Origin of the sequence: Paenibacillus sp. D2_2, assembly GCF_031199965.1 — a bacterium.
Lineage (GTDB): Bacteria > Bacillota > Bacilli > Paenibacillales > Paenibacillaceae > Fontibacillus.
Genome location: NZ_CP133605.1, coordinates 422,799 through 446,300 on the forward strand (window position 1 = coordinate 422,799; position 23,502 = coordinate 446,300).

Annotated in this window: 20 protein-coding genes and 2 pseudogenes; 10 read left to right on the top strand and 12 right to left on the bottom strand. The window is 44.4% G+C overall.

The features are described 5' to 3' along the window. Positions 1-85: 85 nt before the first annotated feature. Positions 86-1,501, top strand: a complete 1,416-nt coding sequence (pyk, locus tag RE628_RS02075; protein ID WP_309159336.1) for a pyruvate kinase — start codon at positions 86-88, stop codon at positions 1,499-1,501. Between the two features lie 198 nt (positions 1,502-1,699). On the opposite strand, the gene RE628_RS02080 is transcribed toward pyk, so the two are convergent. Continuing rightward, positions 1,700-2,716, bottom strand: a complete 1,017-nt coding sequence (locus tag RE628_RS02080) for a sugar phosphate nucleotidyltransferase (protein WP_309157175.1) — start codon at positions 2,714-2,716, stop codon at positions 1,700-1,702. Between the two features lie 525 nt (positions 2,717-3,241). Here RE628_RS02080 and RE628_RS02085 point away from each other — a divergent pair. Together RE628_RS02085 and RE628_RS02090 are read left to right on the top strand one after the other, a co-directional pair. Then, positions 3,242-3,742, top strand: a complete 501-nt coding sequence (locus tag RE628_RS02085; protein WP_375143032.1) for a ribonuclease domain-containing protein — start codon at positions 3,242-3,244, stop codon at positions 3,740-3,742. Then, complete coding sequence (locus tag RE628_RS02090) at positions 3,739-4,020, top strand: barstar family protein (RefSeq protein WP_309157176.1); 282 nt, start codon at positions 3,739-3,741, stop codon at positions 4,018-4,020. The genes RE628_RS02085 and RE628_RS02090 overlap by 4 nt, the downstream gene beginning before the upstream one ends. Positions 4,021-4,105: 85 nt before the next feature. On the opposite strand, the gene RE628_RS02095 is transcribed toward RE628_RS02090, so the two are convergent. The 4 genes from RE628_RS02095 to RE628_RS02110 all read right to left on the bottom strand — a co-directional run bounded on the left by RE628_RS02095 (position 4,106) and on the right by RE628_RS02110 (position 10,594). Beyond that, the gene (locus RE628_RS02095; protein WP_309157177.1) at positions 4,106-4,963 is read right to left on the bottom strand and encodes a SpaA isopeptide-forming pilin-related protein; all 858 of its coding nucleotides are present in this window, start codon (positions 4,961-4,963) and stop codon (positions 4,106-4,108) included. A 2-nt stretch (positions 4,964-4,965) separates the two neighbouring features. Next, positions 4,966-7,401, bottom strand: coding sequence for a SpaA isopeptide-forming pilin-related protein (locus RE628_RS02100; protein ID WP_309157178.1), 2,436 nt, complete (start codon positions 7,399-7,401; stop codon positions 4,966-4,968). A gap of 119 nt (positions 7,402-7,520) precedes the next feature. Next, on the bottom strand, positions 7,521-9,155 hold the full coding sequence (locus tag RE628_RS02105; RefSeq protein ID WP_309157180.1) for a collagen binding domain-containing protein: 1,635 nt from the start codon (positions 9,153-9,155) through the stop codon (positions 7,521-7,523). Positions 9,156-9,457: 302 nt separating this feature from the next. After that, complete coding sequence (locus RE628_RS02110) at positions 9,458-10,594, bottom strand: response regulator (RefSeq protein ID WP_309157181.1); 1,137 nt, start codon at positions 10,592-10,594, stop codon at positions 9,458-9,460. A 194-nt stretch (positions 10,595-10,788) separates the two neighbouring features. Between RE628_RS02110 and RE628_RS02115 the strand changes: the two are divergent. Further along, positions 10,789-12,175: pseudogene (locus RE628_RS02115) on the top strand (aldehyde dehydrogenase). Between the two features lie 216 nt (positions 12,176-12,391). Here the strand turns inward: RE628_RS02115 and RE628_RS02120 are convergent. The 6 genes from RE628_RS02120 to RE628_RS02145 are packed head-to-tail and all read right to left on the bottom strand — an operon-like array spanning position 12,392 to position 16,679. After that, entirely contained in the window at positions 12,392-13,684 is a 1,293-nt protein-coding gene (locus RE628_RS02120; protein WP_309157182.1) for a GerAB/ArcD/ProY family transporter, read from the bottom strand. Positions 13,685-13,687: 3 nt separating this feature from the next. Continuing rightward, positions 13,688-13,936 (bottom strand): hypothetical protein, encoded by a 249-nt coding sequence (locus tag RE628_RS02125; protein ID WP_309157184.1) that lies wholly within the window; start codon positions 13,934-13,936, stop codon positions 13,688-13,690. A gap of 6 nt (positions 13,937-13,942) precedes the next feature. Beyond that, positions 13,943-14,407, bottom strand: coding sequence for a Ger(x)C family spore germination C-terminal domain-containing protein (locus RE628_RS02130; protein ID WP_309159338.1), 465 nt, complete (start codon positions 14,405-14,407; stop codon positions 13,943-13,945). Then, entirely contained in the window at positions 14,341-14,847 is a 507-nt protein-coding gene (locus RE628_RS02135; RefSeq protein ID WP_309157186.1) for a Ger(x)C family spore germination protein, read from the bottom strand. The genes RE628_RS02130 and RE628_RS02135 overlap by 67 nt, the downstream gene beginning before the upstream one ends. Positions 14,848-14,849: 2 nt before the next feature. Next, positions 14,850-15,143 carry a Ger(x)C family spore germination protein gene (locus RE628_RS02140; RefSeq protein WP_309157188.1) on the bottom strand — a complete coding sequence of 98 codons (294 nt, stop codon included), beginning with the start codon at positions 15,141-15,143 and terminating at the stop codon, positions 14,850-14,852. Between the two features lie 21 nt (positions 15,144-15,164). Further along, a complete protein-coding gene (locus tag RE628_RS02145; RefSeq protein WP_309159339.1) occupies positions 15,165-16,679 on the bottom strand; it encodes a spore germination protein in 1,515 nt (504 codons plus the stop codon). Positions 16,680-16,766: 87 nt separating this feature from the next. Here RE628_RS02145 and RE628_RS02150 point away from each other — a divergent pair, with 87 nt between their 5' ends. After that, positions 16,767-17,621, top strand: a complete 855-nt coding sequence (locus RE628_RS02150) for a hypothetical protein (protein WP_309159613.1) — start codon at positions 16,767-16,769, stop codon at positions 17,619-17,621. A 485-nt stretch (positions 17,622-18,106) separates the two neighbouring features. On the opposite strand, the gene RE628_RS02155 is transcribed toward RE628_RS02150, so the two are convergent. Beyond that, a complete protein-coding gene (locus tag RE628_RS02155; protein ID WP_309157190.1) occupies positions 18,107-19,156 on the bottom strand; it encodes an SIS domain-containing protein in 1,050 nt (349 codons plus the stop codon). Positions 19,157-19,412: 256 nt separating this feature from the next. Here RE628_RS02155 and nagA point away from each other — a divergent pair, with 256 nt between their 5' ends. The 5 genes and pseudogenes from nagA to RE628_RS02180 all read left to right on the top strand — a co-directional run bounded on the left by nagA (position 19,413) and on the right by RE628_RS02180 (position 23,483). Continuing rightward, on the top strand, positions 19,413-20,642 hold the full coding sequence (gene nagA, locus RE628_RS02160; protein WP_309157191.1) for an N-acetylglucosamine-6-phosphate deacetylase: 1,230 nt from the start codon (positions 19,413-19,415) through the stop codon (positions 20,640-20,642). A 27-nt stretch (positions 20,643-20,669) separates the two neighbouring features. Then, positions 20,670-21,377, top strand: a complete 708-nt coding sequence (locus RE628_RS02165; protein WP_309157192.1) for an ROK family protein — start codon at positions 20,670-20,672, stop codon at positions 21,375-21,377. After that, on the top strand, positions 21,344-21,643 hold the full coding sequence (locus RE628_RS02170) for an ROK family protein (RefSeq protein ID WP_309157193.1): 300 nt from the start codon (positions 21,344-21,346) through the stop codon (positions 21,641-21,643). Before RE628_RS02165 ends, RE628_RS02170 begins: the two co-directional genes overlap by 34 nt. A gap of 48 nt (positions 21,644-21,691) precedes the next feature. Beyond that, positions 21,692-22,557: pseudogene (gene fba, locus RE628_RS02175) on the top strand (class II fructose-1,6-bisphosphate aldolase). After that, complete coding sequence (locus RE628_RS02180) at positions 22,554-23,483, top strand: 1-phosphofructokinase family hexose kinase (RefSeq protein WP_309157194.1); 930 nt, start codon at positions 22,554-22,556, stop codon at positions 23,481-23,483. The pseudogene fba and the gene RE628_RS02180 overlap by 4 nt, the downstream one beginning before the upstream one ends. Positions 23,484-23,502 lie beyond the last annotated feature (19 nt).

Consider the following 23,502-nt stretch of genomic DNA (forward strand, 5'->3'; position numbering starts at 1 on the left):
TCTTTAGGTAACCCTAACATTAGAAAATTCAGAAAATAGGGAGACGAATGTCGGAACCCTGAAATAGTGTAAAAGGAGATCGATGATGCTAAGAACAAAAATCATTTGTACATTAGGACCTGCATGCGAGTCACCGGAAACGTTAAAAGAAATGATTAAGGATGGAATGACGGTAGGGCGGCTGAACATGGCCCATGGAGACTTCGAGGAGCATGCGGGACGCATCCGGAATGTACGACAGGCAGCTCAGGAGACGAATACATATATTCCGCTTATGCTGGATATTAAAGGGCCGGAGATACGTATCGGCAAGTTACGTGAGCCATCCTGTCAGCTTATCGCTGGTGAGGAGTTAATGTTGACAACGGAGGTGATCGAAGGGGATGCCCAGCGAATTTCAGTGAATTATCCAGACATGACTGAAGTGGTTCATGTTGGTGATCGTATACTGATTGACGATGGTTTGATTGAGCTTCGTGTTACTTCCGTGGAAGGTACTGAAATCCACTGTAATATTATTAACGGAGGTACACTTAAGCCAACAAAGGGAGTAAACCTACCAGGAGTGAAGACGACATTACCGGGAGTAACAGAACGGGATATTCGTCATATTCATTTTGGATTGGAACAGAAAATTGAGATCATCGCTGTATCATTCGTTAGAAACGGCGATGATATAAGAAAAGTTCGGTCTATTCTACAAGAGAATAACGCCGGACATATACAGATTATCTCCAAAATCGAGAACAACGAAGGTATTGATGATATAGATGACATTATTGAGGCCTCGGATGGAATTATGGTGGCCCGCGGAGATCTCGGCGTAGAGGTTCCTATTGAAGATGTACCCATCATGCAGCGAGATATCATCGAGAAATGCAATCTAGTAGGCAAACCGGTTATTGTCGCCACGCAAATGCTGGATTCAATGCAATCCAATCCGCGGCCGACCAGGGCTGAAGTAAGTGACGTTTTTAATGCGGTTCTTCAAGGAGCGGATGTGGTGATGCTGTCGGGCGAATCAGCGGCAGGCAAATATCCGGTTCAATCCGTGAAGATGATGGCCGCAGTAGCGCGCAAAGCCGAATCGATCATTGATTACCGCAGTCAGTTCATCAAGCGACGTCTGCGCCATACCAAGACGATTACGGAAGTGATCAGTCAGAGCGCAGTTAGCGCATCCCTGGAGCTGGAGGCGAAGGTCATTATAACTTCTACCGAGAGCGGTTATACGGCGCAGATGGTCTCTAAGTATCGACCTAAAGCCCCGATTCTGGCGATCACACACCACCCACATGTATTAGTCAAGCTCTGTCTGCTTTCCGGAGTGTTTCCATTTTTAAGCGAGAAAGTCTTTACTACGGATGAAATGTTCCAAACGGTGACGGAGCATGCTTTAAAGACCGGATTTGTACAGTCTGGGGATACTGTCGTCTTGTCAGCAGGGTTACCGTTAGGTCAGGCAGGCACGACGAACCTGATCCAGATTCAAGAGGTATAGACAAACGGTTTTAGTATGTACTCTGACACTCTGTAGAATATGAAAGGTCGGGTTGGGCTCCTGCGAATGTTCGCACAAGCCCAACCCGACCTAAGAAATTTTTAGGATGGTCAAGTTAACGCGAGCGACTGCTTATACTGCGAATTTGTGAGTGGAGAGCGTGTATGTTACGAGATAAAGGAGGAGAGTAAGCTGGTTTTAAATTGTATGAACTGACGATTTATCCCCTAGTATGAATTGGGATGGTACGTTTGGAAGAGAGAGATTGGAGAAATATGCATTTGTACCAAACAGGCTATCTTTCGCATTTATATTAGACAAACTTACGTTTTCCATAAGGATGCTGTTTTCAATTTTACATTGGTGAACGATTGATCCTGGCCCGATATATACATAAGGCCCAATAATACTCTGAGAGACTCTGGCCGTCGGATGGCAAAAGACTGGGGGAATCACCTGAACATCAGTACCTTGCTCGATACCATCGGAGTTATTAAATGAATCTTGGCCCATTAAATATTGATTTGCTTTCAGCCAACCATCATAAGTGCCAATGTCAAAGAAAGGCTCTGTCGTTATGCTGTAAGTAATTCTTTTTCCTTGGCATAGAAGCAACTGAATGGCATCCGTTAGTTCGTATTCTCCACGCGAAGAAGGCGCCAGTCCATCAATCAAGGGCCAAATATCTTTGTTGAAAGCGTAAGCGCCTACGATAGCTAGATTGGATTGTGGTGTTTGCGGCTTTTCCTCCAGTTGTACGATCTTGTTGTCTTCAATCGATGCGATACCAAACATACTAGGATTGTCTACGGGTGCAAGGAGCAAGGAAGCAGAGGCTTCTTCCGAAACCACCGATTGAACCAGTTTCTCTAATGGTCCTGCTATGAGATTATCTCCCAGCATGAGCAGAAAAGGTTCCGACTCGATGAAAGAGTATCCGCTTCGGACCGCATCTGCCAATCCCAAAGCCCTCTTTTGAAAAAGATAAGTGATCGATGCGCCCATTTTCTCGCCATTTCCAACTGTATCTTGAATGCTCTGACCTTGCGATTCATTCACAACAATTCCAATCTCCGTAACTCCCATCTTGACCAAACTCTTCACCGTGGAAATAATAATGGGTTCTCCGTTAACCGGCATCAGACATTTCGGTCTCGTATATGTGAATGGCTGCAGCCGTGTTCCTTTTCCAGCACATAAGATTAACCCTTTCATAATTACCTCCGATCGTTGAAGTACGACACATTTCAATCACTTTTTCATCTTCAACTATATTGATAATGTCGAAGCAACAAGACTCTTATTCTTGTTGCTGATCATTGTTTATACAAATAGAATCTCCTAGGTTAAATTGCTCGTTAGATGGGACGACGGTATTAAAAATGCGCTATCAGATATTTTCTTCACCTCCTCATCTGCAAGTTTCATTGATAGAGATAAGTAACCGGAATCGTGCTGCAATTCCTGTTCTTATCTTTCTTTCACAATATAATATGGAGTTTAATTTATTAAGTGCTAGATTATATTCCTATTTTTATAGATACTAGAATACACTTTAGAGATCGGATGTTATAGGAGAGGACTTCCTCTCTTTTATCGTTCCGTTCATTGCTACCTTTTGCTGAATGAATTTGTTACACTGGTTACAGAAAATCAAGGAATAGTCTTCATGGTACTGATTTAACAAGCAACAAGAACAACCGCTCGGTAGAAACGAGGAATACGATGTTAGATGTATGGATGAAACAAATGGGCCGCTGGTCACGTTCGTGGTTGGCAGCGATGATTGTAATGCTGGTGATTCTGCTGACTGGCTGCGGGGATTTAAGTGCGGTCAATCCACCAAGCCCTACGACATCTGGCTCCAGCCAGACAGAACAGAAGCAGCAAGCCCCGCTTACCAATTTTACGGATGTATCGGATTACATTCGAACACACCAGGAACTCCCGGAAAATTTCATTACGAAGAAAGAAGCCGAACAGCTCGGCTGGGTTCCTTCCAAAGGGAATTTGGATAAAGTAGCACCTGGTAAAAGTATTGGTGGTGACCGCTTCGGAAATAGGGAGGGACTGCTCCCCAAGGCAAAAAACCGGATTTGGTATGAAGCGGATATCAATTATAAGAAGGGGCCACGCGGAGCAGATCGAATCATCTATTCGAATGACGGATTGATCTACATGACAACCGATCATTATAAGTCATTTACGGATATTACGAAGGAAGGCAGTGTCCCCGAATGAGTAGTGTTGTAGAGCTGAGACAATCAGAGGCGGATCGTTATGAGAATGTCCATGATTGGCTGAAGCAGGAGCTTAACTTGCCTGAATGGTACGGACATAATTTGGACGCTCTATGGGATTGTGTCACTGGATATTTGCCTAGGCCATTGAACATTCGATGGATTGCAGATTCTGAGCATGAAAATCGCTATTCCGCGATAGTGGAGGTTTTTCAGGATGCTGCGGATCAATATGATGACATAAGCTTTGAGTATGTGACTAGTCGGCAAGAAGGCTGAAATAATGCTAGTATACAAAGAACGAATACAATTGGAATTAAGAAACTGACACCGGTAGAGTACCGACGTCAGTTTTTTTCTGTTTCTATTTATGTTGCAATTGTCTCTTCCTTAAGAAGTACAGAACAGCACCAAGTGCGATTAGTGCCAAGCCTGTTAATTGGAATGGAAGGAGGCTTGATTCTCCCGTCTTTGGAAGCAGCTTTCCGTTGTTCGCTACGTGCGAAGCTCCATCAGTACCATGCAAGACATCAACGGATACTTCGTATTCAACCTCGTTGCCGAGTGCGTCTGTGACCTTGACCTTAAAGGAGTCTTTACCCTCAAAGCCGCTATCAGGCGTGTATACCCAGTTCCCTTTTGAATCCACGGTGACCTTGCCGTGCTTAGGATTCTTGCTGATTTTTGGTGTGCTGTCCTTAGGAACTTCAACCTTGCCTTTGATCGGTTTCTTATTCGTTGCAGGAACCTTATCGGTTGGTTTGGTCGGTTTGGTTGGTTTCTCTGGTTCAGGTTTAGGTTCTTCTGTCCCTGGTTTTGGTTCTTCAGGCTGAGTCGGATCTGGGTTCTCACCAGGATCTATTTCCTTGTCCGGATCTACCGGAGGTGTTGTCGGATTCGGACCTACTGGAGGGGTGCCACCGCCACCACCGCCACCAACATAGCGATAGTTCTCGATAGTCACAGCCGTTTCTTCATTCTTAACGATTTCAAACTCTGTTAGTTTTGTCTTGATCGTATAGCCTTGCGGCGCTAACGTTTCCTCGAAATAGTATTTACCTGGTCTGAGGTCTGGTACAATGACTTGCCCTTCTTTGTCTGTTGTAAGACCTTTCAGTTCATTGCCATCATGATCGATAACGACCTTTTTGTCTTCGTCCAGGATACTAAACTGTGCACCTTGCAGCTTGTTATTCGGTTGTCCGTTTGCTATCTTTGTCAATTTTACGGATCCGGAATTTGTTTGTTGGTCATTGATACCTTCACAGTTACGCCATCGTGAACAATCTCAAATTCTGTTGGTGTTTGATCCAGAATATAATCAAGGAGTGCTTCTTCTTCGATAAATTGGTATTTACCAACTTTCAAACCGGATATGAGAATTTTACCATCTTGATCCGTTGTATAGTGTCCATTTTGAATCAGATTACCATCTAGGTCCTGAATTTCAAATCTAACACCTACAAGTGGATCACCACTGAACTCATCGGTTTTTAGCAATTCAACAGAGCCCAGATATGGATCGTTTTCGATAGTCACATCCGTTTCTTCGTTTTTAACAATTTCAAACTCAGTAAGCTCTGTCTTAATTTTATAGTTGTTTGGTGCGAGTGTTTCCTCGAAATAGTATTTACCTGGTCTAAGATCTGTTACAATGATTTGTCCATCTTTATCCGTAGTAAGACCTTTCAGTTCATGACCATTCTGATCAATAACAACATTGTTCTCTTCGTCCAGGATACTAAACTGCGCACCTTGTAGCTTGATGCTCGGCTGTCCGTTTTCTATCTTGGTTAATTTTACGGAACCCGGAATTTGTTTATTTGTCATTGATACGTTGACCGTTACGCCATCGTCAACAATTTCAAAATCTATTGGCGATTGATCCAGAATATAATCTGGAAGCGTCTCATCCTCAATAAATTGGTACTTACCTGCTCTTAAATCAGATACTGATATCTTTCCGTCTTGATCCGTTGTATAGTATCCATCTTTAACTAATTTTCCTGCAAGGTCTTGAAGCTTAAACACAATACCAGCAAGTGGAGTTCCATTAAACTCATCGGTTTTTAGTAGTTCAACTAAACCCTTATTAATCTCATTAACGAACTCGTAAGTCTTTGCTTTATCCTGATTTTCGTCAATTGTAAATTCATGTGGTTTTGGATCAAGTTGGTAGCCCTGAGGTGCTTCAGTTTCAAATACTCGATACTTCCTACCCTTTTCTAGCCCTTTATATGAAATGGTACCGCCAAAGATAGTGATCATATCAGAATATTCAGGAACGTCTACGTATCCAGTACCTTCCAGTATCTGCAGTTTAAAATGGGCACCTTCTAAAGGAAGCTTAGTTTCACTATCAATCTTTGTTAACTCAAAGTCCCAAACGCCTTTTGTATTTTTAATAGGCATTATTGGGGTAGATGCTTTAAAATCAATTACCTTTCCTGCCTTATAGTTGGGATCGATGATATACCCATCTGGAGCTGCATTTTCTCTTAGCATATATTTCTTATATCTAAGATTTTTGAATACTACTTGTCCATCATCGCCAGTCTTAAGTGTTTGGATTAGTGTTTTTCCAGTTTCATCATAAAGCTCAAAGGTGGCTCCTTCCAGTAAGGCTCCGGTTTTAGCATCGACCTTTTCAATGGTAAGGTCGCCTTTTGGAATTGTTGCTCCAGCTTGCAGTCCTGAAATAACTACAGCAAAATCGGCCTTATCACTATTATTAACTGTTCCAGAGGAATGACCGGCAAATTTGGCATCATTGCTGATCTTATCACCGTTTTTCTTTACATTGATGAATGATGTATATTCCAAGATATAGGCTCTACTAATCTCATTGAGAAAAGTAAGAGTGAACGTATTCTTGTTATTCTCATCAAATGTTAACGTATAGTCTGTTTCAGGGACTTCGTCCTTTTTGTTTAGTTTTCCTTCTGAATCTGTCGTATAGAGCTTGAATGAGTTCTGCAGCAGCTCTTGATTAGAAGATAAGGTATCGGTCAGTACCGATTCAGCTGCAATTGTAGACTGACTATTATTAATGTGCACTGTCCAATAAGCAAAGTCTTCGTTGGCGTCTTTTCCTTGATAGCCCTTTTTGTTAACATATTCATCCCCGTGTGGAATTTCAACGTCAACACTTTTATTAAATAAGTTATTAGATGCCTCTTCGTTAAACATTACAGCGGTATTAGAATATTTCTTCTTAACGGGATGCCCTTCAAGACTTGTAATATATGTGATTTGATATGCAGTCTTAATCTCATTTTTGAATTTCAATTCAAAACCAATTATTTCATTATTATCATAAATATAATCAACATCGTAGAGTGAGGGATCAACACTTGGCCCTTGGCTTACATTATTGTTCCCGCTATCACCAATATTTAACTGATAGACTTCTACTGAGGCTTTGTCGAAAGTTTGCTCACGTGTAAAAGTGTCCTGGATAACAGCATTAGGAATCGTATGGCGATTATAGTTCACGTCAATCGTCCAAGTGATCTCTTTCGTACCAGCATTATATTTACCGGTCTTGTTACCGTTGTCTGTCGTATAACTGTCTGGATCAGCATAGGCAACATCAGTCAATGTCTTATTAGTGTCAATGGTTTTAATGGTTTCAACCCAATCTAGTGTTGCGTTATTCACATACCTAGCAACCTTAATCGTAGAATCGAATTTCGTTGTATAGGTTATTAGGTGGCTTTTTTCGATGGCTTTAAGAAAAGTAATAACAAATCCATTAGTATAACTGCCGTTTAGAGCTATTACAGTATAGTCCTCTCCTTTTCTAAACCACTGATCTCCAGCGAGCTTTCTTCAAAGGTGAGACCTTGACCGGTGACAAAGCTGTCAGTAATAACGGCATTTTTCATTTCATATTCGTCTTCATTCAGGGTCATGGACCAAGTGATTTTCTTAGCATTAAAATTTACAGCTCCATCATATTTATGGAAGATTACTTGACCAATATTCTGATTAGCTGTTTTTGATTCGCCATTATAAGTGACTGTATTCTTAATACTGCTATTACCATATACACGTTCTTTTGATTTGGTTTTATAGACGATTTTATAGGCTGAATCAATATCTTCGTTAAAATTTAACTTAAAACCGTTCTGTATTGAATCATCTACCAAATAATTTGTAAAATTTCCATTTTCACTAGCGCTTCCGTTATCATTAATTTTCATTTTGGTTACTTCGAATGAGCCAGGTATTAGTTCTTGAACCGCATCAAAGGTATCATTCAAATACGCATCGGCTTTTTTGATCTTTTGTTCATTGTAGTTATAGCGTATTTCCCACTTAATAGTTTGGGTTTTTGGATCATATCCTATTGCATCTTTCTCAAGCGGCTTACTATATGTTACATTTACATCTTTCAATGTCTTCTGCAATTCGGTCAAATTATCTCCAGAGACTGTCACATTATTGGAGAACGTCTTATCCTCAGTTCCAATAATATCTGTACTGTATGTCACTCTGTAGGCACCATCAATACTACCAGCGAACTTAATTTCAAATCCGTCTGAAGTGGACTGTTTAGTAAATCCTGAGGTAATTTCCCCTGAATTTTTTACAGTTCCATTCAGTTGAACCTCTAGCTGATACACTTTAATAGACGTGAGATCAATTTTGAGCCCTGTTGGAAGGGTGTCCTCAAACACAGCATTTTCAATCTTTTTCTCGCCTTTGTTAAATTCAACCGCCCAGTCGATCCTACTAGCGTTCATACCTTTATTCGCTTTGCAGGTCTTGTCTATTTCGCTATCGGAGCTGCTCTGGAAATGGACGGGAATTGTTGTTTTATCCCCATGAATGATAAAATCAATATCCTGGTGTGTGCCTCCGTTAAAACTACCTTTGTTGAATTGCACCCATACACCAAAATAACCATTCGTTACTGGAGTATCTTCAATGTTCTCATCAAATGTAAAAGTAACCTGGCCGTCTACGGTGACAACAACTGTTCCATATCCACCTAAATTGCCTTTCATTTCTTTCGGCACTTTGAGGTTTTTCGGGAGGTTGAATGTGAATGTAGATCCAGCTTCATACCCATGGCCTGCGGGAAGCTCCCATGTAAAGTCAACTTCTACTGATGCATCTTGAGCGGGTCTGATCTCGCTTATTTTATTACCGGTGTTGGTTAAGACTCCATTGACTAGCTTTGACTCTTGATCATACATTTCTATACTTGTAATGATATTCTCGGTAATCTCGCCAACTGCGTTCAATGGCTTGATATCCCCATACACATCATCTGTCACACTCTCCTGAGTTGACACTACAGCATCTTCTGTCTCACCTTCAGCAAAGGTAATCGAAGAAGGTAGAACGATGTTCAGCATAAGAATAATAGCTAGAAATAGAAATATTGGTTTTTTAAATATCTTCATGGTTAAGTGATTTCACCTCTAAATAGTTTGTTATTGGCTTTCATATGAATGCTATGTACTACGACAACGTCACAATCTACCCCCTTTACTGAACCTATTCTTTGATATGAGATTCGTGTTGATTTCTGTTGAGGATACTTACAGGAACTGCAATGTTTCCAGAATATGTCGATTTAAGTCGATGCTTATCCAACCTACTATAAAATATGTCACTGAATATTTTCTAAATATCGGCTTTATCGACAAAAACAAAAGCGATGTGCTCCTTTAGTGGAAGACACATCGCTTCATAGTATGATTTGCTAGATTGTATTGTTCCATTTAATATACCAATCGGTTAGTTCCTTGCTGGGGGTAACATCAAAATCCTCCCGCAGCTTATCTCTAAGGAGTTGGTACATCTTTCTGACTTCAACTTGATGATTTAATATCGAATAGATTTGCATTAATCCGAAATATCCATCTTCCATATGGGGTAATGTATCTACTATTCTCTGGTATAGTGTTATTGCCTCTCTATACATCGCCCTCTGCTGGTAAAACTCAGCAATTTGCTTGATATGAGTTAGCCAGACTAAACGGAGACGTTCCTGTTCGTATTCGGCCCATGCATAACGGTGGTCTGCGAGATAATCCCCGCTATATTGCGACAAGATCGATAAATGCTTCTCGATCGTCTCGGGAGTGACAGGTGGAGCCTGCTTAACCTGGGATTCCCAAACCCCGACATCCAATTGCTGGTTCCCCAGCAACAGACTGTACCCGCTATCCTTGTACTTAATTTCAAGCTCAAATCCAGCTTCTTTGAGTACTTTGCGAATCTGATATATTGCTGTATGTAATTGCGCAGTTGACTTATCAATATCGTATTCGGGCCATAATAAGTCAATTAAGGCCTGCTTGGTCACGATCGTATCATGGTGATAGAGTAAATAAGCGAATAGTTCCGGAGCTTTCAATGTTCTCCAGGCAAAATCTTTCGCTGCCCCACTTGCGTCTATATAATGAATATTCTGAAAACAGTTAAGCTGGATTAAGCCGGCGTTGTTCATGCCATCGGAGATTTGTGAGGCTGATGCGATGCGCTGTAGAGTGATGGATAACCTATCCTTGCTCACAGGCTTTAACAGGTAATCCAACGCGTTAATTTCAAATGCCTTCAAAGCATATTCCTGAAAAGCGGTAGTAAAGATAATTTGAATATATGGATGGATGTTCATTAATTGGTTGGCCAATTCAAAGCCATTGATTTCCGGCATTTCAATATCCAGAAAAGCGAGCTGCAGAAATTGACGTTGGGCTACTTCAAGAGCTTCATGAGGATTGATATAGGAACCAATGATTTCTATATCCTGGACTACCGTCTGTTCCTTCAGCAACTTTTCCATTTTTAATATGGCAAGGTTTTCATCATCAACGATAATTGTCTTTAGTCCCATATCTCTATTTAAGCACCTCCGGTCCCTGCTTCCTTCATTTTAACAAGCACAAGGGACTTCTGTCCAAGGAATTGCTCCTATTTCTTCGTTCGGTGTATGGTTTATTAAGAATTTATGTATATTGATGATTTATGAGATCGTGAAATGTAATATGGTATTAGTGGATTATTCGTTAAGAAGGGGAAGTGAGCAAGATGGCGGAGTTAAATCCTGAGACGATTGCACATGTACTAAAACAGCAGAAGAGCATCATAAATGCGGGATCGACCAAATCGCTAGAGTTCAGGCTGCAGCGGCTTCAAGCTTTGAAACGATCTGTTCAGCAGCATGAGCGCGAAATTATTCAAGCTTTGCATCAGGATTTGCACAAGCCTGAGTTCGAGGCTTATTCGACAGAGATCGGGTATCTCTACGATAGCATTGGTTATGTGATGAAGAACCTGCATAAGTGGATCAAACCGGAGCGTGTCCGCAACCCGCTTGTTCATTTTGGCTCTCGGAGTTATATATATGCGGAGCCGTATGGCTCGACGTTAATTATTGGACCGTTCAATTATCCGTTTATGCTGGTGATGGACCCATTGGTCGGTGCGATTGCTGCCGGGAATTGCGCGGTAATTAAGCCTTCCGAATTTACGCCGCATGTCTCAGCGGTTATCTCAAAATTGATTAGCGAGTGTTTTGATGAGACCTATGTACAGGTTATTCAGGGTGGGCAGGAGACTACCTCTACACTTCTTCAGGCTCCATTCGACATGATCTTCTTCACGGGAAGTGTTCGGGTTGGCAAGATCGTAATGAAAGCCGCCGCCGATCATCTCACACCGGTTGTTTTGGAGCTCGGAGGCAAGAGCCCGTGTATCGTTGATAAGGACGTGAATCTGGATGTAGCGGCACAGAGAATTGTATGGGGAAATATTTAAATACAGGTCAAACCTGTGTTGCCCCGACTATGTGCTTGTTCATAAGGATATTCGTGCAGAGTTAATAGCGAAGATGAAGGAATATATCATTTCCTTCTACGGAGCGGACTCACAGCCCAGTCCAGACTATGGTCGCATCGTCAATCAGGCACATTGGGAACGTCTAAACGGAATGTTGGATGGGGCTGTCATAGTTGCAGGAGGGCAGACAGACCGTGAGGATCTATATATCGCTCCCACGTTGCTTGATGAAGTGAAATGGAGCGATAAGGTGATGGAGGACGAGATATTCGGACCGATACTACCGGTATTGGAATACGATGATCTTGATCAGGTTATTGAGGCAGTGAATTCCAGACCGAAGCCGTTGGCGCTTTATTTATTTACGAATAATAAGCAGATAGAACAACGGGTAATGAGTACGGTATCTTTTGGTGGAGGATGCGTGAACGATACGATTATGCACTTGGTTAGTCCATATCTCCCATTTGGAGGGGTAGGCTCATCGGGGATGGGGGCTTATCATGGGCGGCATAGTTTCGAGGCCTTCTCACATAAGAAGAGTGTGCTGAACAGGCCGACACGTATTAATCCAAGCTTCTTGTTCCCGCCATACAATGCTAAAAAACTAGGACTTGTGAAGAGGTTTCTGAAGTAGTAAAAGTGGCCATCTGTCTGAATGGAGATTCAGGCTGAGGCCACTTTTTGTGTTTCATATAGGTAATGTCGATCGGGCATTAAGATGAACCCGATGAACCCGACGAGTTCGATGAACTTGAAGAACTCGATGAGTCCGACGAGTTTGATGAGTTTGTTGAATTTGATGAATCCGATGAACCCGATGCACCGGATGAACCCGACGAATCTGACGAACTCAACAAGTCAGACGAATCAGACGAGTTTGAAGAGTTCGATGAACTCGCTGAGATAGACGAATCCGAGGAGAGGGCGACACCTTTCCCGATGAACCCGATGAACCCGATGAACCCGACGAACTTTGCGAATTGGACGAATTTGATGAATTAGATGGGCTGGACGAGTTGGACGACGATTCAGTGGCTCCGTTTGCCCCTATGTTACGAATCATGTGGGTAAACAGCATGATGACTGGCAAGAACACAGACAGAACCACTGTGTAGGACAACCATGTCTCGCTGTCCCAGCTCTGCTGGAACGTGACATTAGGGTAGATAATCTCTGACAAGCTCACTAGGATCATGCCAAGCGGCATAACCAGAGAACGATAGTCGCGAAGGTTCAGTATATAAGTTAGGCTAAGAGCTGTGAAATATAAATAGATGGCGATCCTAAAGAACAATGTCACATACCACATAATTCCCATAATAACCTCGATACGCTGTAGGAAGTTGCCGATGTTTATTTTTTGGGCTAACAGATAACTTGGATACATACTGAGGGAGATTATATCAGATCCGAATACCAATATGGTTAGAGCGACGATCAGAGTGATTGCCAGGCCTCCGATCATGCTTCCTATGAGCAGAGCTCTTCGTGCTTCCTTAGGCTTTTTCACTGCCGATGAATGGAATATTAGCAGACAGAAATGCGGAAGAAATACGGTTGCCAGAAAACTCAACGTGGCAGGCCAAATCGGCCTCATTCCGTTCTCCATGATCGGTAGAATATTCTTCGTCTGCGTCTGATTTAGGATTAATATGATGAATGAGATGAGCAGAATGATGAACGGGAAGAACATCAGCTCAGAGGAGCGAGCAAGCGTCTCGAGTCCAAGCTTCACACCCATGATGATTACAACGATAAATAGGATGTTGATTGCCTGCGTCGGCGTCTCTGGCATGATCTGTGTTGTCACAAAATTACCCGTATAATAGAGCGCCGGGGATGGGCAGGTGAGAAATAACGTCACGACGACCATTAAAGCAAGTGCTTTACCTAACCATTTGCCGAAGATCGCCTCCATCATCTGTACTAGGTTTAACTGGGGGTAGGCTTTAGTCAATAGGTTGTACATGCTCAGTATCACGATTCCGATGACTAGTCCCACAAGACAAGCGATCCACGCATCATGTTTCGCTAGCGAAGCCACACTGGATGGAACGATAAGTATGCCGCTGCCGATTGTGAAGAAGACGGTCATCGTCGTCAATTGCCTTGCCGATATATTGGATTGGCGATATTTGTCCATATTTCACCTCTGAGATTGAATTAGCCCTATATTCTCCAACATTTGATTGAGCGGAGCAAGCAAGGTTGTCAAAGCATTAAGTGGCGAAGGGACGCCTTGGAATGCACTTACAATAACGTTCATCGTGATACCAATGAGCAGGAGAATGGAGAATACCCACAGCTCTTTGGTATATTTGCCCTTAATTAAAGTGGGAACCTCGAACCCAATAATCATGATGGTTACCGCAAGAATGATCACAATGTTGAGCATGGTGGATTACTCCTTCATATCTTTGAGAAAAGAATCCTTAGTCGTGCCAAGTCGTTGTATATTGACAGATACACGGATGTTTACAGGTAAAGTACGGAAGTACCGCTCATCCCAATCATGTCTTAGTTCCTTCCAGGCGCGTGGATTGGAGCGGTGGATGATCTCGCCGAAACCAAAAATATCGGCGCCAAACTTCTGTTGAACGGTATGGATGGAAGCTTCCATGATCGATTTGATTCGGTCATTGAACAGCTGTTCGAGCATCTTGATCGTTTTGATATCTAGTAGATTCAGATCTCTGCACTCTACTTCAGAAATATTACCGTTAATCTGCACGTTAATGTCTATTTGCGGCTTACCTTGAACAACCTTGCCGCGTGATTTGGTCTTCGAATGGATAATTTCTAGGCTAACATTACCTCCATCCGGACACTTGGTATGTTCCAACGTGCTTTTAATATTATCGCGGATGAAATTGTATCCTTTACTCTCATCCTCATTGAGCCAGCCGCGATCTTATCGCCCTTAAATCCAGCGATTCCCGAGAATTTCAGCTGTGTTGGTGTATCGATTCCCTCGACATTCTGCTTCTTTGCACCGACCTCAGGGTCACCCAGTATACGAATCCCGGGAAGTATAGGATGTTTACCATCGCTAAGAAGATCGCTGATCATCTCATTTAATGTTTCTGTCAAGCTGGGGGCCCAGTTCTGCTCCGAGGTCTCGAGCGATGCGAACAATTTACTGGCCGGAATTTTTTGCAGCGGAGTCATGATCTTGAGTGCGTCTTCCGCGGCGGCATCCCTTACAACAGCCAAATAAAAATCGGTTCTCATCTCGTGATCCCGCAGCAGGAAATCGAGTGATTCAGCAACGCCTTCGTCAGCCAAGGATTGCCCGATCAACACCATTCTTAATTGGGCGACATAGATCTTTCGCGGGCTGATGTTGCTGACTCTACGGAGAGCCTCGGAGATCGTATGGGCTTTAGCCGTATATAAGGTGGCTGGGGCTTGGGCCCCCCTTTACCGTTTGATACTTCACTAGGATTCACGACTTGAATGGATACCTGATATTTGTCTCCGTCTTTGTCAAGTCCAAGTCCAACGGCTATGGCAAGTTCATTTAATTCGCGGCGGTTCCAGCATCCTGTCAAGAGTGTAGACGCCATAAGAAGTAGGAACAGGCAAGCTGTAAATCTCTTCATAGCCTTGGATTTGCCACCTTTCTATCTTGGCTGCGGAGGCTTCTGTCCCGAGCCGGGAGTTTCTCTCTGGAGATTCTTCTGATTGATAAGCCGTGGTCGTGTGATCATGAAGCGATGCGGGAAACGTAGGAGAGTATCCTTGTTATCGCTTGGAATAATCGGACCTAATGGCGTCATATACGGGACACCGAAGGTGCGCAGGCTGCATAGGTGAAGAATAATCGCCGTACATCCAGCAAATATACCCACTAACCCGAATGAAGCAGCTAATCCCATGAGAGGGAAGCGTAGCATGCGGAAGGCAATGGACATATTGTAGGAAGGCAGCACGAAGCTGGAGATCGCTGTGAGGGACACGACGATAACCATAGCGGCCGAGATGATTCCGGCCTGAACCGCAGCCTGGCCTATAACGAGAGTTCCTACGATCGAGACAGCAGATCCGATATATTTAGGCATCCGTACGCCAGCCTCGCGTAGAATCTCGAAGGTCAATTCCATCAAAATCGCCTCGATAAAGGCCGGAAAGGGCACAGATTCACGTTGTGAGGCTATACTCATCAATAAGGCGGTGGGAATCATCTCTTGATGAAAAGTCGTCACTGCGATATAGAATGATGGGCTCAGTAGAGAGATGACAATGCCTATATATCGGAGAATACGGATGAAGCTGCTGATATCGGCCCGTTGGTAATAATCCTCTGCCGCATGCATAAAGGAGACGAAGGGAGCCGGTACAGCCAGCACAATCGGGGTACCGTCGACGAATATAGCGACCTTCCCCTCCAACAATTCGGCGGCGATGACGTCAGGTCTCTCCGTATAAAAAACCGTGGGAAAAGGGGTCATTGTCTCATCTTGGATTAGTTCCTCGATATAACCGCTCTCCAAAACAGAATCAATATCGATTCGATCCAGTCGGGAATGCACTTCTTGCACGATCATATCGTTGGCTAGACCTTTGATGTACATAATCGCTACATCTGTCCGGGAGACATGGCCAATCTGCTGAGATTCTATCCATAGGGAGGGGTCCTTGATCCTGCGCCGTACCAATGCGGTATTCGTACGTAGAGATTCGGAGAATCCTTCCCGCGAACCACGGACGACATTTTCAGATGAGGTCTCAGTAACACCACGGTCTTTCCAGCCTCGGATGTTGGCTGAAATGGCCGAAGTCTCTCCATCTACGAATAGGATAGCGTCCCCCGACATCAGAGAATGGAACAGCGTATTGTAATCATGCAGATCATGAATGTCGCAGAAGGTGATTGCATGATCCTTAATCAGTTGGTATACGTCAGTGTTATTAATCTTCTCCTTATCGAGCTGAGCCAGAGCCTTCCCTTTAGGCTGCATTAACGGTTCCATAACGTATTCACTAACTATTGAGCCGTCGCATAACCCATCGATGTATATTACTGCGATGAGCCGATCATTTGCTGGGTTAAAAGGGAATTTTCTTATAATCAGATCAGTGCTGTTACCAAGTGTAGATTCAATGAACCTAACATTTTTATCCAGACTTTTATCGATAGGTGGAAGCTGAGCATCAAGATCTGTTTCTAAATCCTGTGTTTGCTGGGGATTCTGGTTACTTTGTTGGTTTTGTTGTAGCTGTATTTGCAGGTTTCCGTTACTTCCAGAACTGTTGCTATTGCTATTGCTGTTGTTATTGCTGTTGCTGTTGTTGCTATTGCTATTGCTGTTGCTGTTGTTGCTATTGCTATTGCTATTGCTGTTGTTATTGCTGTTGCTGTTGTTGCTATTGCTATTGCTATTGCTGTTGTTATTGCTGTTGCTGTTATTGCTGTTGCTGTTGTTGCTATTGCTGTTGTTGCTATTGCTATTGCTGTTGTTGCTATTGCTATTGCTGTTGTTGCTATTGCTATTGCTGTTGTTGCTATTGCTATTGCTGTTGTTGCTATTGCTATTGCTGTTGTTGCTATTGCTATTGCTGTTGTTGCTATTGCTATTGCTGTTGTTGCTATTGCTATTGCTGTTGCTGTTGCTGTTGCTATTGCTATTGCTATTGCTGTTGCTGTTGCTATTGCTATTGCTGTTGCTATTGCTATTGCTATTGCTGTTGCTATTGCTATTGCTATTGCTATTGCTATTGCTGTTGCTGTTGTTATTGCTGTTGCTGTTGTTGCTATTGCTATTGCTGTTGTTGCTATTGCTATTGCTATTGCTGTTGTTGCTATTGCTATTGCTATTGCTGTTGTTGCTATTGCTATTGCTGTTGTTGCTATTGTTTGTATTGCCGTTTCCATTGTGGGCATCGGCACTAGCATTGCCTTGATTATTGGTGCCCTGATGGGTATTACCGTTATTATTGCCTCTATTGGTTTCACTACCGCCACTATTACTACTGACATTATTGTTTATATTGCTTTGATTATTATTTCCGTTGTTTTGGCTGTTTTCATAGCTTTCATTTTTCTGCACTGCCGGTGTCTCGTTTTGGTGATTCTGTGATCCCTGAGAATCTTGGGTTCCCCCAGCATTTTGCCCATTTTCGATTCCCATGATATCTAGTGTCTTCTGCTTGTTCTCGCTATCTTGAGTTTGCTGGTTAGTCTGTTCAATCTGGATATCCTGACTATCTTGACCATCCTGGGTATTCTGGCTTGCATTGTTTTCTTGCCCATTTGCCATTTGGGTATTTCTTTGATTCCCTTGCTCCTCAGGAGACTGTCCTTTATTTTGCATATCCGGCATTTCTTCAGATTTTTGGTTGATGGGATCGGAGGATGCTTTTTTTGATGAAGGTCTTTTCTTCTACGCATGCGCATGGCTGTTCACCCTCTTACGGTATATTAGCAATCATTATTGCCAACGAGAGTAACCCATAAACCATAGTTCAAAGCGATCATTCTCCCGACAAAATAAAAAGCAGGCCCAAGGAATTTCAGTTCCCGGCCTGCTTCTTTGCATACATATTTTTCTCAGAATTCGATGAATTACAACTTAACCCAAGCAACCAGTCCATCTGGCTGATCCGGATCGATACCTAACTGCTCGGCTTTGCTCAGGGCTACAATCTGCGGAATGAAAATGAATGGAATACCGCGTGCTGCAGGGTCAAGTCTGTTCTCAGAGACAATCGCAAGGTCAACGTATTCCGAAGGGATGACCTCTGCCTGATCCGCGAAGGCAATAATTTTAGCTCCCCGGTTCTTAATATCACGCATAAGTTTGCTCTGATGCTCTGCTCCCTGCTCGGAGAGCGCTGCGATAACTAGGGTGTCTTCTCCTACAGTGACCATTGGGCCATGCCGTACATCGAGTAGATGGAAGGAATGAGCCTGAATTTTCGCAATCTCCGTCAGAGCAATGGCTCCTTCGGAGGCGAGGCCCTGTAGTTCTCCATCGGCCAGCAAAACGGCGTTGGACCAGTTAAAGTCAGCTGCTCTGCGAATGCTGTCCTCTACGGCGTTCATATAGGCTTCACCCTGATGAATTGCGGTCTGAAGATCAGCGATTAGCTTGTCATCTTCACCCAAGAATGCGCTAACCAGTAGATTGGCCACATACAGATTGGTCACTGTTCGGGTTTGGCAGACACTATGGTCGAAGGCCCAAGGCAATTCTAAGGCAAAATCGGCTTGCTTGGAGAGTGGTGAATCACTGACACAGGACAGAGACAATACCGGAAGATTGCTGTCATTACCTTCTCGAAGCAGACGGAGGGCCTCGACGACTTCACTGGTGCTGCCGGAGCGCGAAGGAGCAACGAGCAAAGTGTTCCTCAGCATAGGGCGATATTGTTCATAATTCAGCATCAGGTCGCCACCAGCTAGAGCATAAGCAGGTAAACCAGCCCGCAAGGTGACAGACATCGCAGCGGAGCGGCTAAGGCAATAGCTTGAACCGCAACCGACGAAGGTGATCGAAGTAATGGCCTGGGCCTGAACGAAGTTAATGATATGTTGTCTTTGGCTCATCATGTAGTCATAGGTTTGTTGTAGAGCAGCGTATTGCTGCTTAATTTCACTATAAGTCAAGCTCATAGACGCTTAAACCTCCTATTAGATTAATTCGAATGATCATTTATAGCGTATGAGGACAGTTTATATCAATATAATGATTTTTTCAATCAAAATAAATTTAATATTGATCATAAAACCAAATTATCAAGCATATTATTCAATATATTTTCATTTTATGATTAAAAATATATTGATTTACTCATTAAATGAGAATATTATAATCATAAAATGATCGATTCAATCAAAATAAATAACAACGATATGGGAGGGTGCATCTATGAAGTCCAGCTCGATTCAAATTCATCATGCACAGATTCTTACGCCGAGTGGCTGGATTAACAACGGAAGCCTGTTCATTAAGGATGGGAGGATTGTCGGCATAGACCATGGCGATGGAAGAGAAGTGGAGAGCGACGGACAAGAGACCATCGCCGAAGGACCATGGATTCAGATTGATGCTGGAGGAAGGATGCTCCTGCCTGGTTTTATCGACCTGCATGTGCATGGCGGCGGAGGATACGACGTTATGAAGGGAAGCGCCGATGAGCTGTACGGGATGTGCCGGTTCCATGCTTCAAGAGGTACTACTTCATTATTGGCGACGACGTTAACTGCATCGCATGAGGAGATAATCTCTGCGCTGGAATCGGCGGCCGATGCGGTTCAAGCCACCGATCGCGAGCTGGACGGCGCTCATCTTCTAGGGGTTCATTTAGAAGGGCCATTTTTGAATCAGACAAGGTGTGGAGCACAGAACCCAGATGATCTTCGTGAGCCGTCAATCGAAGAGTTCGAGAGCTTCTGGTCCGCCTCCCAAGGGACGATCAGGCTAATGGCCATTGCTCCTGAGCTTCCTTTTGCTGAAGAAGTGATCGTCCACGCAGTTGGTAGAGGGGTTACGGTCTCATTGGCTCATACGGACGCTGATTATATGACGATGAAGAAGGCTGTGGAGTGGGGAGCGACGCAGGTTACGCATTTGTTCAATGGTATGCGTCCGCTACATCATCGTGAACCCGGTGTTGCCGGAGCGGCGCTTATGTTGGATGAATTAGCGGTGGAGCTGATCTGTGATGGTTATCATGTTCATCCCGATTTAGTTAAATGGGTGTTCGACATCAAGCCAGAGGGCAAGGTGATCATGATAACCGATAGCATGTGCGCTGCCGGTTGTCCAAATGGAGAGTATTTTCTCGGCAAGCTCCCGGTTCTGATGCATAACGGACAGGTGCATTTGAAGCTGGCTGACGGTTCTTTAGGCAGCTTGGCGGGAAGCTCGTTAACGATGATCGATGCGTTATCCAGAACCCTCGCATTTACCGGTAAAGAGATCGCTGACATCGTTCCTGCACTAACGATTCATCCGGCGATTCAGATCGGCGTACAGGATCGGAAAGGAACGATCGAACTGGGTAAGGATGCTGATATCGTCATCATGGATGAGGGATTTCAAGTCTATCAGACCTATGTGCAGGGGCACCGGGTCTACGAAGCAGTAAGCCGTTAAGAGCCAGCCAATGAGTAGTTGAAGGGAGTGGAGTTCATCTATGAGATATGCCATTGGTGTCGATGTGGGGGAACCAATATCGTCTGTGGATTAGTCGATGAGGAAGGGAACATCGTCGCCCAGCGGAAATATCCCACTGACGCACATGAAGGTCCTCAGTCCATCCTAGCTAAGATCAGCATGACAATTGAGCAATTAATAGAAGAAACGGGTATACCCGGGGAGCAATGTATCGCGGTGGGGATGGGAATCCCCGGATTGGTGGACCCGGTGCTGGGCTTCAGTATGAGGGCGGTTAACTTGAATTGGCGCGACATTCCTGTTGCTGCCGGGTTAAGTAAGCTGATTGGCAAACCGGTCTATATCGATAATGATGTGCGCATGTATGTCTATGGAGAAGCGGTTGCGGGCGCGGGCAGAGGTTATGACTATGTGTACGGAGTCACGATCGGTACAGGCTTAGCGTCAGCCTTTGTGCAGCATGGCAGTTTACACCACGGACATCGCTATATGTCCGGGGAGATCGGGCATGTTCCTGTTGAGCATGTGGACTTCCCGTGCAACTGCGGCCGGATCGGCTGTCTGGAGACAATTGTGTCGGCAACCGGTATTGCCAAACAGGCCCGCGTCAGAATTGCAAAGGGAGAAGCGAGCCTGTTAACGGAATGGTACCCGATCCGTCAGATATATCGGCAAGCGCGGTGTCAAAAGCCAGCGATGCCGGTGATGCATTAGCCCGAGATGTTCTGGCACAGACGGGCAAGACATTCGCTAATGCATTAGCCTGGGCCGTTCCGCTGCTCTCGCCGGATGCCATCGTGATTGGCGGAGGTGGGGCACTGGCCGGCGAAGCACTATTTGCCCCAATAAGGCATGAGCTGGACCGCCTGCTGCTTCAGGATTATATCGGTCAGTTCGTGATTAAGCCGGCTGAACTGAATGACCATGCTGGTATTATCGGGAGCGCTCTATGGGCGCTCAAGCGTAGCAATCAAAATTAACACGCCTATTTTCATATCAATTCAATCACATATTTAGGAGGACTTATTATGCCACTTATTTCGTCTACTTCTATGCTTCAGCAAGCAAGAGAGAATGGTTATGCCATCACTGCATTTAATGTTCACACTTTGGAAATGCTGCAAGCCGTCGTTGAGGCTGCTAGCGAGACTAATTCCCCACTTATTATTCAATCAACAGTGGGAACTGTTAAACATTTAGGACCTGAATATATTGCTGCCGCGGCTACGGTTGCAGCGAATCAGACGGGCCTACCTATCGCATTGCATCTGGATCATTGCACGGATTTTACAACCATCATTCAATGTATTCGGGCAGGTTATACATCTGTCATGATCGACGCTTCTATGCTTCCTTTTGAAGAGAATGTGCAGCGCACGCAAAGTGTTATGGAAGTAGCTGCGGCTGCGGGAGTGAATGTGGAAGCGGAACTAGGCAAAGTGGGCGGTGTGGAGGATGATATCGTCGTTGATGAGCGCGATGCGATGCTGGCTGATCCAGATGATTGCGAGTTGTTCATTGAGCGGACGAAGGTACTGACACTGGCCCCGGCGATCGGTACTGCGCATGGTATTTATAAAGGAGAACCTAACATCGATTTTGAGAGAATCGCTAAGATTGCTGAGAAGGTTGAGGTCCCCCTTGTTCTTCATGGTGGCTCGGGAATTCCAGCTGAGCAGGTTCGTAAGGCTGTCGCACTGGGCATGTCTAAGATGAACGTAGCGACTGAGCTAAGAATCGCATTCTCAAATGCGATTAAGGATGTATTTGCTAAGTCCCCTGAAGAGAATGACCCACGCAAATATATGGTACCGGCAAAGAAGCTGTGAAACGTCTAGCAATTGAGAAGATGGAATTGTGCGGATGCATCGGTAAAGCAGGAACGTTAAAATGATCACGACCGTCACCTTGAATGCGGCGATTGACAAAACCTATTATGTTCATTCATTCATCTCTGGTGAAGTGCACCGAGTTGCCCGGCAGGTTGCTGAACCGGGTGGCAAAGGGAACAATGTGGCCAAGGTTATTCGGCTATTGGGCGGTAAGGTGACAGCATCGGGCTTTATCGCTGGCAACAATGGGACATTCATTGAGGCGGGGCTGCAAGCTCGAGGGATTGATACGGCATTCATTGCCGCAAATGGTGAATCACGCGTATGCCTGAATATTATGGATGAATCGAGCGGGTTATCAACTGAGCTGTTAGAGCAAGGGCCAGCGGTAGGGCGGTCGCAGATTGCACAGCTCAAGCAAAATTTGCTGGGGCTGGCGCGAGATTCAAGCATCGTCGTCTTGTCCGGAAGTTTGCCTCCGGGGGCTCCGGCTGAGCTGTATGCAGAGTTGATTAGCATTGTGAAAACGGCAGGCGCACGAGCATATTTGGATACAAGCGGAATTGCATTTAGTGCAGGAATCGAGGCCAAGCCGCATTTTGTGAAGCCGAACGAACATGAACTAGCCGTCTGGCTCGGTAAAGTGAGTTTAACTGAGAATGAATCCATCGAGGCGGCGCATAAATTGTCCGACGAGGGCATTTCGCAGGTATGTGTCACACTGGGCGAGCGGGGAACGATTGCTGTTATAGATGGGCAAGGCTTCCGCGTTAATCTTCCGATGATTCAGGCGGTGAATACTGTTGGCTGCGGAGATTCCTTTGTAGCTGGCATGGCATACTCAGAGTCACGCGGGGACTCACCGGCGGAAAGGCTACGCATCGCAACGGCTGCGGCTGCAGCAAATGCGATGTCGGAGAGGGCAGGGCATATTGAGGATGATGTATTTCAGCGTTTCCTTCACCAAGTGAAGGTTGTGCCATTGTAAGTTGCCGCTTGCATTCTTG

Bases quoted from the DNA above. Each gene is read 5' to 3' on its own strand.
- RE628_RS02140 (WP_309157188.1), bottom strand. From the start codon at position 15,143: ATGAAGAGATTTACAGCTTGCCTGTTCCTACTTCTTATGGCGTCTACA.
- RE628_RS02155 (WP_309157190.1), bottom strand. From the start codon at position 19,156: ATGAGCTTGACTTATAGTGAAATTAAGCAGCAATACGCTGCTCTACAA.
- RE628_RS02135 (WP_309157186.1), bottom strand. From the start codon at position 14,847: ATGGTGTTGATCGGGCAATCCTTGGCTGACGAAGGCGTTGCTGAATCA.
- RE628_RS02090 (WP_309157176.1), top strand. From the start codon at position 3,739: ATGAGTAGTGTTGTAGAGCTGAGACAATCAGAGGCGGATCGTTATGAG.
- RE628_RS02125 (WP_309157184.1), bottom strand. From the start codon at position 13,936: ATGCTCAACATTGTGATCATTCTTGCGGTAACCATCATGATTATTGGG.
- RE628_RS02110 (WP_309157181.1), bottom strand. From the start codon at position 10,594: ATGGGACTAAAGACAATTATCGTTGATGATGAAAACCTTGCCATATTA.
- nagA (WP_309157191.1), top strand. From the start codon at position 19,413: ATGAAGTCCAGCTCGATTCAAATTCATCATGCACAGATTCTTACGCCG.
- pyk (WP_309159336.1), top strand. From the start codon at position 86: ATGCTAAGAACAAAAATCATTTGTACATTAGGACCTGCATGCGAGTCA.
- RE628_RS02120 (WP_309157182.1), bottom strand. From the start codon at position 13,684: ATGGACAAATATCGCCAATCCAATATATCGGCAAGGCAATTGACGACG.
- RE628_RS02105 (WP_309157180.1), bottom strand. From the start codon at position 9,155: ATGAAGATATTTAAAAAACCAATATTTCTATTTCTAGCTATTATTCTT.
- RE628_RS02080 (WP_309157175.1), bottom strand. From the start codon at position 2,716: ATGAAAGGGTTAATCTTATGTGCTGGAAAAGGAACACGGCTGCAGCCA.
- RE628_RS02085 (WP_375143032.1), top strand. From the start codon at position 3,242: ATGAAACAAATGGGCCGCTGGTCACGTTCGTGGTTGGCAGCGATGATT.
- RE628_RS02180 (WP_309157194.1), top strand. From the start codon at position 22,554: ATGATCACGACCGTCACCTTGAATGCGGCGATTGACAAAACCTATTAT.